The sequence below is a fragment of the Roseixanthobacter psychrophilus genome (genome assembly GCF_043195195.1).
Taxonomy (GTDB): domain Bacteria; phylum Pseudomonadota; class Alphaproteobacteria; order Rhizobiales; family Xanthobacteraceae; genus NCEH01.
In genome coordinates, this window is record NZ_JBAFWT010000003.1 from 52,475 (window position 1) to 67,380 (window position 14,906).

Consider the following 14,906-nt stretch of genomic DNA (forward strand, 5'->3'; position numbering starts at 1 on the left):
ATTTCCGTCCACGGCGCATGACGTGCCTCTGCGGAACTAGCTTCCAGCATTGAGGTAATGTCAGATGTCCACCACCATCATCAATTGGGGCGATGCTCAGGCGCAGAAGGCGTGGTCCGGCACCCTCGCCGTGGCGATGCAGCGTAAAAGCTACTTCGAGCGCAAGTTCATCGGCACCGATGAGAACAGCCTGATCCAGCGCAAGACCGAGCTGGACAGCGGCGCGGGCGACCGCGTGTCGTTTGACTTGTCCGTGCAGCTTCGCGGCAAGCCCACGACCGGCGACAACCGCCTGGACGGCAACTCCGAAAACCTGCGCTTCTACACCGACGAAGTGATCATCGATCAGACCCGCAAGTCGGCGTCGGCGGGCGGCCGCATGAGCCGGAAGCGCACCGCGCACGACCTTCGCAAGGTCGCCCGTGACCGGCTATCCGATTACTGGTCGCAGTATTTCGACGAATTCTTCTTCATCTACCTGAGCGGTGCGCGCGGCGTGAACGCCGACTTCATCGAAGATCAGGATTGGACGGGTCACGCCGGCAACGCCATCCAGGCGCCCGACGCCGGTCATATCCTGTTCGGCGGCGCTGCCACCTCCAAGGCCACCATCACCAGCGCGGACAAGATGTCCCGCGACCTGATCGAGCGCGCCTCGGTCAATGCTCGGATGATGCGTGCCCTGGACCCGCGTCGGGCGAACATGATGCCGCTCAACGTCGAGGGCGAGCAGCGCTATGTCGTGCTGATGTCCACCTTCCAGGAGCACGATCTACGCACCTCCGATGCCTCCGGCTGGCTGGATATCCAGAAGGCGGCGGCGGCCTCGGAAGGCCGGAATAGCCCGATCATGAAGGGCGGTCTCGGCATGATCAACAACGTCGTGCTCCACTCCCATGAGAGCGCGATCCGGTTCAGCGATGCCGGCGCCGGGGCCAATCTTCCCGCCGCCCGCGCCCTCTTCCTCGGCCGGCAGGCTGCGGTGGTCGCCTATGGCACCAGTGCGGGCCTGCGGTTCGAGTGGAAAGAGGAAATGCAGGACTTCGGCAACGAGCCCATCGTTGCCTCCGGCACGGTGATCGGCGTCAAGAAGACCCGCTTCAACGGTTATGACTTCGGCGTTCAGACCCTCGACACCTACGCGAACAACCCCAACTCCAACACCTGATTTGACGGCTCCCGCCTTGGCGGGGGCTTCTTCCTTCATCTTCAATAGGGGATTGGCGCCATGCCTTCCGTTCTTCAGTCCTCCGCAGCTCTCGGCCGCGAAAACATCCCGACTTCCGGCGAGGCGGCGGATGTAATTTTCAAGAAGTCCACCTATAAGTTCGCCGTTGACGCAACCAGCGGCGATATCGTCGAACTCGCCATCCTGCCGGCGCGCCACTACATCGTGGACATGCGCTATATGGAAACGGGAGCCGTCACCGAAGGCAACATCGGCGTCATGGCCGGGACCGTTGGCGACACCACGTTCGCCAACCGCTCTATCGCCACCAACCTCATCACCAGCCAGAAGGCCATTGATGCAGCGTTTGCGGTGACTCCCGTGGAATACGACCGCTCCATCGGCGTCGTCGTGACGGCCGCCACGGCCGCCTCCACCGTCACCTTGGTCTTGCAGTACGCGCAGGGCTGATGCCGTCGCACGCGGCGGGCCGGTCCTGCCGCGTCTTCCTCACGGAGAGAATACCCATGCTGATCGAGAGCATCATCCAGCGCCCGAAAGGCACGCATGTCGTGCTTGCGGACGGCGCGGCCTACACCTTCCTGCCGGACGCCTCGGGGCGCCATGTGGCCGAGGTGGATGACGATCTTCATATCGAGGCGTTCCTTCGCATCCCCGAAGGATACCGTCTCGCGCGCGCCGTCGTGGCGCCCAAGACCGTCACCCAAGTCGCCGACGTGGCACAGGTGAAGGAGCCGCTCGAGGCCATTGCTCCTGCCGATCCTGTGACCGCCGCGGTGCAGTTCGGCGTCCAGCCCGTCCTACATTCTCAGGCTGAAAGCGGTGACGATGCGCCGAAGAGCGAGGACGGCGACAAGGACGAAGGCGACAAGAATGCAGCCGACGAGGCCCTGCCCAGCCACGACGATCTGGTGAAAGCCTACACCGCCAAGTTCGGTCGTGCTCCGCATCACAAGATGACGGATGCAAACATCATGAAGCACCTTAAGGGTGAAGACTGATGAGCTTCACGGCCAGCGACATCTTCAAGCGGGTGCGCATCCTGTTGCAGGATGAGGCGTCCGACCGCTGGCCGCTGCCCGAGCTGCTGCTGTGGCTCAACGATGGCGCGCGGGAAATCGCGCTCCTTAAGCCCACCGCCACGGCGACGACGGTGGTTCTACCTCTGGCCCAGGGCACATATCAGGTGCTGCCGGACGGCTATCTCAGCATCATGCGTGCCGTGCGCAACATCACCAGCGGCGACGCACCGGCGCGTGTTGGTGGACGGCCGGTAAAGCCGGTTGACCACGAGCTTTTGGACGCCCAAGCGCCCGGCTGGCATGACCCAACGATCATTCCGCAGGCAGTTGCCGTCAAGCATGTCGTCTTCGATCAGGTGAACCCTACGGTGTTCTATGTGTATCCCGGCAATACCGGAGCCGGGCGCATGGAGGTTGTGCTAAGCCGCATGCCGGAGATCATTGAAGAGCCCGTTACTGCGGATGACATCGACGAATATTCCACATCTGTCGATCTTCCCGACATCTACGCGAATGCCTTGGTCGACTATGTGATGTACCGCGCCTTCACCAAGGATATGGCGGCGGGCGGAAATGCTGCGCGCGCCACGATGCACTACCAGCAATTCTCCCAGGCGCTCGGCATCAAGATCACGGCAGAAGCCCGAGCGAATGTGAACGTCAAGCCACAAGGCGAGAACGCTGCATGATTACCTTCGACGCATTCATGCCGCTTGTTCTGCCATACGCCACAGCGTGTCCCGAGCCGCTGGCCGAAGCAAGCATCCGCAATTCCGCAATCGAATTCTGCGAGCGCACGCGGTGCTGGCGTCTGCTGGACGACACCGTGATAGACGCAGACACGCCAGACGTGATCGCCGTCAGCACGCCTGCCGGGTCGGCGCTGCATAGGATCGAAACTGCATGGTTCGACGGGCGGAAGATCGATCCCGCGTCGTTCGCCAGCGTGCCGCAGGACGATGACGACCAGCGAGGTAGCCCGCGAACCTATTCCCAAAGCAACTTCGGTGAGCTGCGTCTTTTCCCGCGCCCCGATGCCGGCAAGCTGCGGCTCTCGCTCTTCCTGAAACCGGATCGCGCTTCCGACGAAGTGCCGGATTTTCTGCATCAGCAGTTCGGGCAAGAGATTGCCTATGGCGCGCTCGTGCAGATCCTCCTGACGCCCAGCCAGCCGTTCTCTGACCCGCAGATGGCCGCTTACTACAAGAGCAGGTTCGACGCGGCTTGCGACAAGAACTTCGCCATCAGCATCACTGGCCAGCAGCGCGCCCGTCCGCGCACGCGCGCCAGCTTCGTGTGAGGCCACCATGCCCATCCGCTTTGCGAACAACGCCTCCTCGCAGCTTGCAGCGTCTCTCACGTCGGCAGCCACCACCTTGACGGTCACCCAGGGCCAGGGCGCTTTGTTTCCAGCGCTCGGTGCCGGAGACGTGTTCATAGCAACCATCGTTGCGGCCGACAGCACCTATGAGATCGTGCGCGTCACGGCGCGCGCTGTGGACACGTTCACCATCGTCCGCGCCAGGGAAGACACGACCGCTAAGGCATTCCCCATCGGCGCGCGGATCGAGCTGCGCATGACCGCCGGGGCGTTCGTCGAGATGATGGCCGACAAGCTGGAGCGCAGCGGCGGCGTTCTCACCGGCCCGGTCTCCTCGTCCTCGACCATTGAGGCGGACGGCGGGTTCTTCGTCGGCGACAATGAAGTCTGGCACGAGGGAAATTTCGATCCCGACACCAAGGTCGGCACGTCGGGGAACCAGATCATCAATGGCGACAAGCTGACCATAAATGGAACCAGCCCTCGCACGACCTACACCTTCGGCGCCAACTCACGGTCTGTCGGACTGGATGCAGATGGTGCGTTCGTCATCGCCAACGGCCTGGACCTGACCACCGACCCACTCCTAAAGGTGAGCGCGGACGGGAACATCTGGGGCAAAGAGCACGGCGACTTCGACACCTGGGTGACCGACACGCTGAATGCGGCACTTGCCGCCAAGGCGACGGAGATCATGAACAGCGTAGCGACCGGCTATGTGCAGGACGTTCGCCTTGGCGCACAGACCCAGCCATCCGCCAGTGGCTCACCGCCCGGTCCCGGAATGGTGATGATCGCCTGGGGGTACCCTTCCGGTACAACCCCAGAAGCGATATGGGCTCCGCTTCAGATTAAGAAAAATGGCGTCTGGTTCACGGTGGGGAATGCGTGATGGCTACCAACGATCATGGCGTCTTCACGCCCTACGTGCCACTCGATGCAGCGCCCGGAATCACCTTCCTGCGGAATGGGAAGGGGCTGGACTGGTATGCCTTGAGCGTTCTGCCCTCGCCTCCTGCGGCCTGGGTGCACATCGCCGACGATGGCACCCTCGTGGTGATTACCGACAAAGCTGATCGGCTCTTTCCGATCAATGCGCGCGTCGTGTCCGCCGATGGGGTCACCCCTGATAGCCTGCGCGGAAAGCGATGGAACGGCGTTTCTTTCGTCGCCGCGTCCCTGCCTGTCCCGGCGTCCATTACCCGACGCCAGTGCGCTCTGGAGATGCACGGCCGAGCCCTCATCACGGACGCGGAAGCGTTGGCCATGGCCTCGGCCGGGACGCCTCCCGCGTTCGTCGAGACACAGATCGCCGCCATGCCGGCCGGAGACCGACTGGTCGCACGGATTGACTTCGCCGCCACCTCCTACGAGCGCGCCAACCCATTACTCGTGTCGCTGATGGAGGCCAACGGTTCTTCGCCCGCGCAGATCGACGACTTCTTCCGTTCCGCCGCTGCGAGGTAGCCATGCCGGTCATCAAGCTCATCGGGTTTTCCGGCGAGGTGCCGCGCATGCAGCCGCGCCAGCTTCCGGCTGTCGGCGCGCAATACGCGTTCAATTCCCGGTTGGAAAACGGCGCTTTGGTCCCTGTGCGCCGCTCTCGTCTGGCTCGTCGCTTCTCGGACGCGCCGCCCGACACCATAAAGAGCATCTACCTGCATCAGGGCGAATGGCTACAATGGGGTAGCGTGGTCAATGCGGCGCCCGGCCCGGTGGCACAGGACCGGCTCTATTACACGGGCGACGGCGCCCCGAAGATGCGGGTGGCCGGAAAGGTCTATCCGCTCGCCATGCCTCAGCCCGCAGACAAGCTGGTCCCGGTCGCGTCGGGCGAAGCAACTTCCTCGGACATCACCACGCGGCTCTATGCCTACACCTTCGTCTCCGACTTTGGCGAAGAAGGAGAGCCCTGCCCCATAAGCGACGAGGTGGAGTGGCGGCCCGGTCAAACGGTCACGCTCAACGGGTTCGTCAAGCCGCCGAAGGGGCGTGCCATCACGAAGCAGCGCATCTATCGCTCGCAGAGTGGAACGACCGGCACCACGACGCTCAACTTCATCTCCGAGCGCGAGGCGAGTGACCACGATTTCGTGGATGACATCGCCGTGGACGACTTCGCCGAGGCTATCCTCTCGCAGGAATGGCAGCCCCCGCCCGATGGTATGGCAGGCCTCATCTCACTGCCCAATGGCATGATGGTCGGTTTCGTCGGAAAGGACCTCTATTTCTGCGAGCCCTGGTATCCCCATGCTTGGCCCGAGAAATACGTCCTGACGCTGGATTATCCCATTGTGGGCCTTGGCGCATTCGGCACGTCCATCGCCGTGATGACCACCGGCAATCCCTACATCGTCAGCGGCACGGCGCCCGAGAATATGGCGAGCGAAAAAACCGAACTCAACCTTCCCTGCATCAACGCGAGGGGCATCGTGGACTTGGGTTACGCCGTCGCCTATCCGACGCAGGATGGTCTGGCCTCCGTGTCCTCTGCCGGTGCGAGTGTGGTCAGCAGCGCGCTCCTCGCCCGCAACGATTGGCTCAAGTTCAACCCGCAGACCTTCGTCGCGGGCCAGATCAGCGGGCGCTATTTCGCCTCCTACGAATACGTGGACAACGGCACGCCCCGGCGCGGCTCATTCCTGTTCGACCTCTCCGGCTCCACTCCGTTCCTTCTGCGTTGGGCGGCGACCGCCGATGCCGTGCATTACGACGTCCCCACCAGCACGCTCTACGCCCTCGACGATGTTGATGTGAACGAGTTGGACGCGGTGGGTCAGCAGCGCGATGTGATGACGTGGCGCAGCAAGCAATTCGTCCTGCCGCCGCTCCAGGAGAGCTTTTCCTGCATCAAGGTCGATACCGTGTCCGTGAAGACGCGGGCGCAAATGCGCGCCGAAGCTGCCGACCGGCAGGCGACTATCGACCGGAACGCGGCCAAGATGCCGTTCCCGCTCGGTGGTGAACTTAACGGATCGTCTTTCAACACCTACGCTCTCGATGGCGACAGCCTGGAAGTGATCCCGCAAGCCGAGACCGTAGCCGTTCGGCTGTACGCCGATGGTGAGTTGGTCGCCACCAAGACCGGGCTCAACGTGATCGAGCGCCTGCCAGCCGGCTACCGGGCCGAGGTGCTGGAAGTCGAGATCACCGGCACCGCTGAAATCGCCCAGGTGCGCATCGCGTCCAGCATGGACGAGTTGGGAGCATCCTGACATGGCGAACGGCATCTACGATGAACGGCTTGCAGTCCTTCTGGGCGAGCGCGCCAAGAACCCAGGCGACGCCGCTGTGCGCCGCAAGGATCTGGATGCTGCCATTCAGACGGCGCTTGAGGGTTCTGGTGGAGGCCTGCTCGGGGCCGTGAAGATCGTTGACGTAGTGGTCTCGCGCGCGCTCACGTCGGCCGACGTAGGCTGCGTCCTGTGTGTCACCTCCGATGACGACGTGACCTTGACGCTGCCGGGAGACTTCAAGCGCGCCTCCTCCATCCTCGTTGTGCGGGCGGGCGCAGGCGAAGTGATATTCGCGCCGCTCGATAGTTCTTCCACGCTGCGCTCGTTCGTGCCGGGGCATTCGCGGATCGCGGCGCGCTGGGGCATCGCCACGTTGTTTGTGCTCCTGCGCCCCGTCAACGGACCCGCTCTCTGGCTTATGTCGGGCAACACGCTATGACCGGCGTCGGCATCTCATATGTCCCCCATTGGGGCGTGCTATCCGCCTATGGGCGGCCGGAAGACCAGATGCGCACGATTCGGCGTTTCGAACCGGCTTACTGGACCATCGACCACCCGTTGACCGCCTCAGCATCCGTGACGACGCTCGGGCCGGATGGACTGCGGCTTTCTGCCCAGCTTCGCACCAAAGCCGATATCGTGGGCCTGAAATGGGAGAGTGCAGACCGCTGGTCCGCTAAGTCCTGCAAGTACCTTCAATCGAACAACTATGGCGGCTGCGTCCTCGAATTCGACTATTCCTTGAGCGGGTTGCCGAACCTGAACGATGTTGCCGGACTCGTGCTCTCCGTCACCGACGATGCGGGCGTGCAATATTATGTCCGTCTGGCGAACTATGCCACGAGCGGCGACGGCTATTCCGGGCACATCCGCCTGGACTTTGCTGGCGCCCCGGTGCTCGGCGGCTACAACATCTCGGACGGCGCACAGCGCACCGTCATTCCCTGGCATCGCATCACCGAGATGTTCCTGGGCGTCTCGGCACCCGGCTACAATGCGACGCCAGTGCCGATCACCCCTGTGGATGCCACCATTGAGCTGACCAACATCTCGGTCAGCGGGCCGTTCTCGACGCTCAAGGTGGCCGATATCGAGGTGCCGCCGCACAAGCTGCGGATGTGCGACGGCTATGACGACGCCTACAACATCACGCCCGAGCGCCTGGTGGACGGCATCTGGCGGCTCGGCTACCGCGACTGGTACGTGCTCTATATCGGCGCCTCGCATCTCCATGCGCTCGTCTGGAGCAATGAGGAGGGGCATTTGGTGGTGGATGACAGCCACCCCATCAGCCCAGCCTCGCGCCTCTGGTTCGCGGATCTGTTCGCCCGGCTCACGGCACGCGGCTACAGGATCATCGTCTCGCAGTCCTACGAAATCCTGGCCAGCTTCTGCCCGACCGCGTGGCGCCAGCGCGACTTTGCCGGCGTGCTCGCGCGCACGGGCTGGGAACCGCCCTCCACGCTGATCGCCCCGACCAACGGGGACGGCATGAACTATCTGCGGGTGGTCGCGGATTGGGTGTTGAGCGCGGTCGAGGCAGTGGGCGCCGCCCCCTATTACCAAATTGGTGAACCCTGGTGGTGGGATGGGTCGTTCAGCGACAGCGGCCCGTGCATCTACGACCCAACGACGACGGCGCTCTATACGACTGAGACCGGCAACCCGGTGCCGACGCCGTACATCCAGACCACCACGGAGCCCATCGGCATCCATGCCGACTACCTCGCGTTTCTTGGCCGTAAGCTCGGCTTGAGTACCCTATGGCTACGCGACCACGCGCGGGCCGCCCACCCTCGCGTGCAAGTGCTAGCGCTGGTATTCACGCCGCAGGTGCTCAATCCAGGCTCGCCGCTCATCACGGCGATCAACTTCCCGCACGAATATTGGAAGTTCCCAGCCTTCGACATTCTCCAGCTTGAAGATTACGACTGGATCGCGACGAAGGAATGGGAGCTTCACAACTCCACCCTGACCGCTGGCACGGACAAGCTCGGCTATCCCCTGTCGCGCATTCACTATTTCGCGGGCTTCAACCTCCTCCCCGAAACTGCTGATTACGTCTGGCCAAGCATCTTCCGCGCGGCGGGCGACGGATTTGAATGGGGTGCGGCTGAGACGTGCGTTTGGGCTCGCCCGCAGGTGTGGCGCGACGGCTGGATATACCCGTTCGGCGACCTCGTGGCAGGGCCTGGGGCCGACCCTGATCCTGGCCCCGATCCGGTCGAATGGTTCTTCCCGAGCGACCTCAAGATGGTGGCCAACACCTGGGGCGATGCGGTGCTGTCGTTCGCGCCCAATGTCGATGCCCGGCTGCACGTCTATGATATCGAGATCATGTCGGTCGCGACGGCCGGCACAGTTCTGCGGACTATCCGCCTCGCATATCCGTTGACCCAAGGCGGGCGCGTGGTGTGCGATTATCCGGTGGAGCTTTCCGCGCCGGACTTCGGTTTCCCGCCGACCTTCCTGTCGTGGCGCATCCGCGTGGACGGCAAGGAGAGCACGACGGGTATCGTCGGCACGGTGCAGGTGAACAATGCTGCTTTCGTGAAGCGCGCCATCGCCTTCGCTGGCCAGTCGGAAGCCCTTGGCCATTACACCACGTTGTCGGGCGCCGATGGCCGCCGCGACCTCGTATCGGCCGGGGCATTCCGGCGCGATGTAGCCGCCCGGACTGGTCTGCGTGCCGTGGAAGTCATTCCAGTACAAGCGTGCTGGGGCTCCTCAGCCGCTGACAAATACGCCGATGACGATCCGGTCGCGGGTGTCAATTACTGGTGGGATTTGGACGCGGGCGAGCCCGGTCCGCGCCTGGAAGAGTTCTTGGAGATCGTCCGGGGGCTCGGCGTTCCCATCAACGAGATGATCTGGGCACAGGGTGAGAACGACGTTTCGGCATTCGACCCGGCTGCCGTGCCGCGCTTTTCGTCGCCAGCCCGCTATCGGGCAGCGACGGAAGCCATCTTCGCCTACATCCGCTCAGAATTGGACATGCCCGATCTACCGATCTGGTGGCAGACATTGGCGCGCGCTTATTGGGGCGATCCTCCCGATCCCGCTGAACCCACAGGCGCCTTCTACAAGACCGCGCGCGACATTCAGATTTCCATCTCGGCCGCCGACCCGAACATCATGATCGGCTCGTGGGTGCCGGGAGCGGAGGCGATCAGCGGGTATGTGCCGGAAGTCGGGAACCCCGGCTGGATTCACTACACGTCCGCCGTCTACCACGCGACTGCAGCAGAGCTTTCCGAGGCAATCGCCCACCATATCGACCGCATCGGAAGCCCGCCCGCCTGGACGCTGCTTGAGGCCCCCACAGGGCTCGCAGCGGAGCATTCTGGCGTGGGTTCGGACATCGCCATCACCTGGGACGATGCGCCTTCCACCATGTGGCGGATCAAGAACATCTCGGTGGAGACGGGCGACCTTCTGCACGTCGAGAACATCAACGATCCCAACTGGACCTTCACGACGGCCGATCAGCTCTCCGCCTATGGAGCGCCTGCCGGTTTCGTCAACGTCGAGCTGGCCATCGCAGTGCCTGGTGCTTTTGGCCCCGCCGCGACCCTGGTTACGGCCATTGGCAGCGCTCCGGCGCCCACGGGTCTCAGCGCCATCCGCGATCCCGCGAACGCCGATATCCTGATCGCCTGGGACGACGTGGTGGACGCAACATGGACCGTCCAGAACTACAGTGTCATCGACAGCTCGCTGCTGTCCGAGGTGACGGCGAGCGACCCGACGTGGACCTTCACCGAGGCCGCCCAGATCGCGGCGTATGGCGCCCTGGCAGGATATGTCAGCGTGAAGGTGGCGCAGCCCGGTGGCGTCTTCGCTGCCCTGGTGGAGAGTACGCCGGCACATGGCGCACCGACCGGGCTAGCGGCTTCCAAGGACGGCACGACGGGCGACATCACCGCCACATGGGATGCGGTCGCGGGCGCGGTGTGGACCGTGCGAAACCGCAGTGTCGCCACGGCCGAGATCATCAGCGAGATCGACGTGACGGTGACGACGTGGGTCTTTACGGCGGCCCAGCAGATCGCGGCCTACGGCTTCCAGACCGGGAACCTCTATGTCGAGGTGGTCCGCCACGGCGGATCGACCGCCACCTATTTCGATGCCGTCCCGACAGCGTGACACCTGATATCGTATTGACGTATGCGTCAATGACACAAAATGTTGTGCCTCGGACTTTACTGCGGTATTTTGAGCCATGAGCCGTAAAAAGCAGCCACTCGTCGTGCGAGTGCCGGTCTCCGGCGCGCGTCATCTCGTTTACAACGACGATGCGCGGGTTATCGCATGGGCGTCCGAACACATCGGCCAGGGCGAATATTGGCCGCAGGATACGGTCTCCATTGGCTTGGAGCGTGACGGCCGTCTGCTGGCTGCCGCGCTCTTCAATAGCTTCAGCGGAGCCGCGTGCCAGGGTCACATCGCGTCAGACGGAAGCCGCGCCTGGGCGACCCGTGATGTGCTCGCAGCGGTCTTCGCCTTTCCTTTCGTGCAGTCGGAGTGCCAGCGCATCACCGCGCCCATCGCCGCCTCCAACAAGCCGTCCCTGATCCTTGCGATCAAACTTGGTTTCGTGCCCGAAGGTCGCATGGAGCGGGCGTTGCCCGACGACGATCTTGCCGTGCTTGTCATGTTCAAAGAGCGGTGCCCCTGGCTGCCGCGGGTGGAGGGTTGAGCTATGGGTGGCGGTGGTGGAAGCGCGCCGAAGCCTGATCCGAATATCGGGATTGCGGCTTTGAAATCTGCCCAGACTGGCGAAGAGTGGCTGGGTGTGGCCAAGGAGCAGTTCGGCGTTGCCAACGAGCGGCAGGCGAAGCTCGACGACCTCACCTCCCAGGTGACGAAGACCCAGCTCGCCGGCATGGAGAATGCCAACACGTGGGCGTCCGAGGACCGGAGCCGCTACAAGACCGTCTTCCAGCCCATGGAAGATAAGTTCATCGACACGGCACAGAATTGGGCGAGCCCGGAGAAACAGGCCGAGGCAGCGGGCGAGGCCAAGGCCGACGTTCTTGGCGCCGCTCAGACGGCGCAGCAGGCACGCGAACGGCAGATGACCGGCATGGGCGTCAATCCCGCGTCTGGCCGATTTGCCGGCGTTGTGCAGGCTGGCGACACCGCGACCGCTTTGGCATCGGCCGGGGCGCAGAACACTGCGCGCACCACCCTGCGAAATCAGGCCGTGGCTCTCCAGAGCGACGCGATCAATATGGGCAAGGGCCTGCCGTCCCAGGCGACGCAGGCCCTTGGGCTGGGCACCCAGACCGGGAACTCCGTGGTCGGCAACAACGTGGCGACGAACAATGCCTGGATGGGCAGCAACGACTTGCTGAAGAGCGGATATCAGACCGCCATAGCAAGCTACGGGCAGCAAGCCAACATCCTCAACACGCGGTATGGCAAAGAGATCGATGCCTGGAAGGCGCAGCAGGATGCAAGTTCTGCCGAGATGGGCGGACTGATGAAGGGCATTGGCGGTATCGCGGGCCTGTTTATGCCGTCCGACGAGAACGCGAAGGAGGACAAGGTGCCGGCCAAGGGCGCCCTGGACGCCGTGAAGGGGCTCCCCGTTGAGGAATGGAGCTATAAGCCGGGCGAGGGTGATGGTGGACGCCATATCGGCACCTATGCCCAGGACTTCCAACGAGAGACCGGCAAGGGCGACGGAAAGAGCATTCCGATCATCGACGCCATCGGCGTCACCATGGGAGCGGTCAAAGAGCTGGACGCCAAGGTCGAGAAGCTAACGAAGAGCATCGGTGCGTTCAACCCGAAGACGCAAAAGCCGCGCAGCCGTGGCGTCATGCAGGAGGCGGCGTAATGAGCATCGGGTCTGCCCTCGGAGCCTTCATGGATGGCTACGGCTCCATGAACAACAGCATGCGGCGGGACAGCCCCGCCGTGGGCAGCGGGTCCGTGGGTGATGCGAAGGAAAAATCGCTCCCCGCGTACAAGCCCGACGATACGAACTTAGGCGGGTCGAAGCCCAGCGGCGGCAAGTCGGGGCGCATGGACCCCAATGAGGCGTATGGCATCGTCAATGAAGCGCCCGGAGGTGGCTTTGGATCGCTCTCGGCCAAATACGAGAGCGGCGGAAAATCAACCAGCGTTTCCTATGACGACACGGGCGGCTGGTCGTACGGGAAATATCAGTTCGTCGGCGGCGGGAAGACCGCAGACGGCAGCTCCATGCGCAACTTCCTGTCCACGCTCAAGGGCTCGGACCCGGAAGCCTATTCGAAGCTTGAGGGCGCAGGAGGGTTTGCAGCCGCAAGGTCCGGTTCGCGTTCCTTCCGCTCCGCGTGGAAGGAAGTAGCTGATCGTCCAGGCTTCCAGCAAGCTGAGGCGGAGAACGCTCGCTCCACGCTCTTTGCGCCGGCAGCTCGCCGCGTCGCTGAGCGCACCGGTCTCGACGTGTCGCAGCGATCCCCGGCCCTTCAGGAAGTGCTCTTCAGCACTGCAATTCAACACGGCCCCGGCGGGTCGGCCAATCTGTGGCGCAATGCCCTGTCCGGAACCGACCCGAGCGCTCTTTCCGACGCCGATATCATCAACCGTCTCTACGACGAGCGATCCAAGACCAATATTTATTTCAAGTCGTCGAACCAGAATATCAAGGCCAGCGTGGCCAGCCGTTTCGGCCGTGAGCGCAATGACGCGTTGGCCCTACTCGGACAGCAGCCAGTCACCGCGCCTGCGCAGGCTCAGGCGGCTCAGCCGCGCGGCTTGCCACCCATGACGCAGGAAACAGGCTCCCTGGAGCCGCAACGCTGGGGTCTTCTCCAGCAGCTTATGAACGCGAAGGGAACCTAAAATGGCTGGCATGGGAATGGGGATCGGGTCGTTCATGGATGGCTTCTCCGGCGGCGTGCGCATCCGGCAGGGCATGGATGATCGCGCGTACCAGCGGCAGAAGGACGCTCAGGATCGTGAAGACTTTCTTTTTGCCAGGCAGCGTCAAGTCCAGAGGCAGGATGAGGCGCGGAAGCTGAATCTGGAAGATCGCCAGTTCGTCGGCGAACAACGCGACCGGCAGCGCAAGGAGTGGGGCAAATCCGCTCTCGTTGATGATGCCTACAAGGCCAGCGCAGACGAGGCCGATGCCGCCCGCAGAACGGATCTGGCTGCCGCGGTCCAGCCCATCGAAGCCCAGGGGCCAACCCTTGACGGAAAGGGGCTGCCTGCCTGGAAGGTGGGCGAGAAGACCTTTACCGATGAGACCCAAGCAAAGCAGCAGGCCGACGGGACGGTAAAGCCATTCATGGATTACTTCGTCCAGAAGGGCGTCCCACGCATCCAGGAATCCTATATCCGCGCCGGGCAGCCTGAGAAGGCCAAGGCTTTTGGCGAGTGGATCGAGAACGATAAGGTGAAGCGGGGGATGGAGAGTTGGGCAAGAGCCGCCCGTGCGGCATCGCATGGAGACGTTGACGCCTTCGCCAAGCACATGACCGACGCCTATAATTCGGACGACTACTTCGACGACCTCACCAAAATTGAGGGGTCGAAGAAGCTCACCGACAAGGATGGAAATGTCACCGGCTTCGAACTGACTTTCAAGAACCAGAAGACCGGGGAGGCATCGACGCAGACCTTCAGCGGCATGGAAGATATCTATCGCTTCGGCCTCAACTTCCTGTCCCCGGAGAACACGTTCAAATATGGCGCCAAATATATCGAGGACGCCGATAAGCAGCGCGCGGAGATTGCCAAGGAGAAGCGCGCCCAGAGATACAAGCTTGAAACCGACACGAATAAGGCCCTGCTGGGGCAGGCGGTGGAGGCCGCCAAGCATCAGGGGCCGCAGGCATACGACGCCCTTGTGAAGCGGCTGAATGCAGCCATGGGCACGCTTGGGGCGAATGATCTCGCCTATGCACGCCTCCCCGACGACGAAAAGGCTGCTCGAGCCATGGCATATTTACGCGAGCAAGATAAAGCCGCTCAGGCAGGATTGCAGGGAACATCTCAGAATAGCCCACAGATCAGCGCCCCTATGGCCGGTGCATTACAGGCATCTCCGCCGGCGGGACGCTCTATCCCGATGTGGATGCCAAATCAGTAAAAATAACCGGTCTGCGTTTTACCTCCTCGCAACCTTCGATCATTTACAG

14 protein-coding genes are annotated in these 14,906 nt (G+C 62.9%); all 14 read left to right on the forward strand.

Going from position 1 to position 14,906, the window contains the following annotated elements:
- The first annotated feature begins 64 nt into the window (after positions 1 to 64).
- Positions 65 to 1,168, forward strand: a complete 1,104-nt coding sequence (locus V5F77_RS04365; RefSeq protein WP_429004108.1) for a N4-gp56 family major capsid protein — start codon at positions 65 to 67, stop codon at positions 1,166 to 1,168.
- A gap of 60 nt (positions 1,169 to 1,228) precedes the next feature.
- Positions 1,229 to 1,639: a hypothetical protein gene (locus V5F77_RS04370; protein WP_429004109.1), complete on the forward strand. Its 411-nt coding sequence runs from the start codon at positions 1,229 to 1,231 to the stop codon at positions 1,637 to 1,639.
- Positions 1,640 to 1,695: 56 nt separating this feature from the next.
- Positions 1,696 to 2,190 (forward strand): hypothetical protein, encoded by a 495-nt coding sequence (locus V5F77_RS04375; protein WP_429004110.1) that lies wholly within the window; start codon positions 1,696 to 1,698, stop codon positions 2,188 to 2,190.
- Positions 2,190 to 2,900: a phage adaptor protein gene (locus tag V5F77_RS04380; RefSeq protein WP_429004111.1), complete on the forward strand. Its 711-nt coding sequence runs from the start codon at positions 2,190 to 2,192 to the stop codon at positions 2,898 to 2,900. Before V5F77_RS04375 ends, V5F77_RS04380 begins: the two co-directional genes overlap by 1 nt.
- Positions 2,897 to 3,511, forward strand: a complete 615-nt coding sequence (locus V5F77_RS04385) for a phage adaptor protein (protein WP_429004112.1) — start codon at positions 2,897 to 2,899, stop codon at positions 3,509 to 3,511. Before V5F77_RS04380 ends, V5F77_RS04385 begins: the two co-directional genes overlap by 4 nt.
- A gap of 7 nt (positions 3,512 to 3,518) precedes the next feature.
- Positions 3,519 to 4,424: a hypothetical protein gene (locus tag V5F77_RS04390; protein ID WP_429004113.1), complete on the forward strand. Its 906-nt coding sequence runs from the start codon at positions 3,519 to 3,521 to the stop codon at positions 4,422 to 4,424.
- Positions 4,424 to 4,999 carry a hypothetical protein gene (locus tag V5F77_RS04395; protein WP_429004114.1) on the forward strand — a complete coding sequence of 192 codons (576 nt, stop codon included), beginning with the start codon at positions 4,424 to 4,426 and terminating at the stop codon, positions 4,997 to 4,999. The genes V5F77_RS04390 and V5F77_RS04395 overlap by 1 nt, the downstream gene beginning before the upstream one ends.
- A gap of 2 nt (positions 5,000 to 5,001) precedes the next feature.
- On the forward strand, positions 5,002 to 6,747 hold the full coding sequence (locus V5F77_RS04400; protein ID WP_429004115.1) for a hypothetical protein: 1,746 nt from the start codon (positions 5,002 to 5,004) through the stop codon (positions 6,745 to 6,747).
- A 1-nt stretch (position 6,748) separates the two neighbouring features.
- Complete coding sequence (locus V5F77_RS04405; RefSeq protein ID WP_429004116.1) at positions 6,749 to 7,207, forward strand: hypothetical protein; 459 nt, start codon at positions 6,749 to 6,751, stop codon at positions 7,205 to 7,207.
- Positions 7,208 to 7,275: 68 nt separating this feature from the next.
- Positions 7,276 to 10,914 carry a non-contractile tail sheath protein gene (locus tag V5F77_RS04410; protein WP_429004117.1) on the forward strand — a complete coding sequence of 1,213 codons (3,639 nt, stop codon included), beginning with the start codon at positions 7,276 to 7,278 and terminating at the stop codon, positions 10,912 to 10,914.
- Between the two features lie 76 nt (positions 10,915 to 10,990).
- A complete protein-coding gene (locus tag V5F77_RS04415; protein WP_429004118.1) occupies positions 10,991 to 11,467 on the forward strand; it encodes a GNAT family N-acetyltransferase in 477 nt (158 codons plus the stop codon).
- Between the two features lie 60 nt (positions 11,468 to 11,527).
- On the forward strand, positions 11,528 to 12,613 hold the full coding sequence (locus V5F77_RS04420; RefSeq protein ID WP_429004119.1) for a tail fiber domain-containing protein: 1,086 nt from the start codon (positions 11,528 to 11,530) through the stop codon (positions 12,611 to 12,613).
- Positions 12,614 to 12,642: 29 nt separating this feature from the next.
- Positions 12,643 to 13,605, forward strand: a complete 963-nt coding sequence (locus tag V5F77_RS04425; RefSeq protein ID WP_429004120.1) for a VgrG-related protein — start codon at positions 12,643 to 12,645, stop codon at positions 13,603 to 13,605.
- 1 nt (position 13,606) lies between these two features.
- A complete protein-coding gene (locus V5F77_RS04430) occupies positions 13,607 to 14,857 on the forward strand; it encodes a hypothetical protein (protein WP_429004121.1) in 1,251 nt (416 codons plus the stop codon).
- Positions 14,858 to 14,906: the final 49 nt, after the last annotated feature.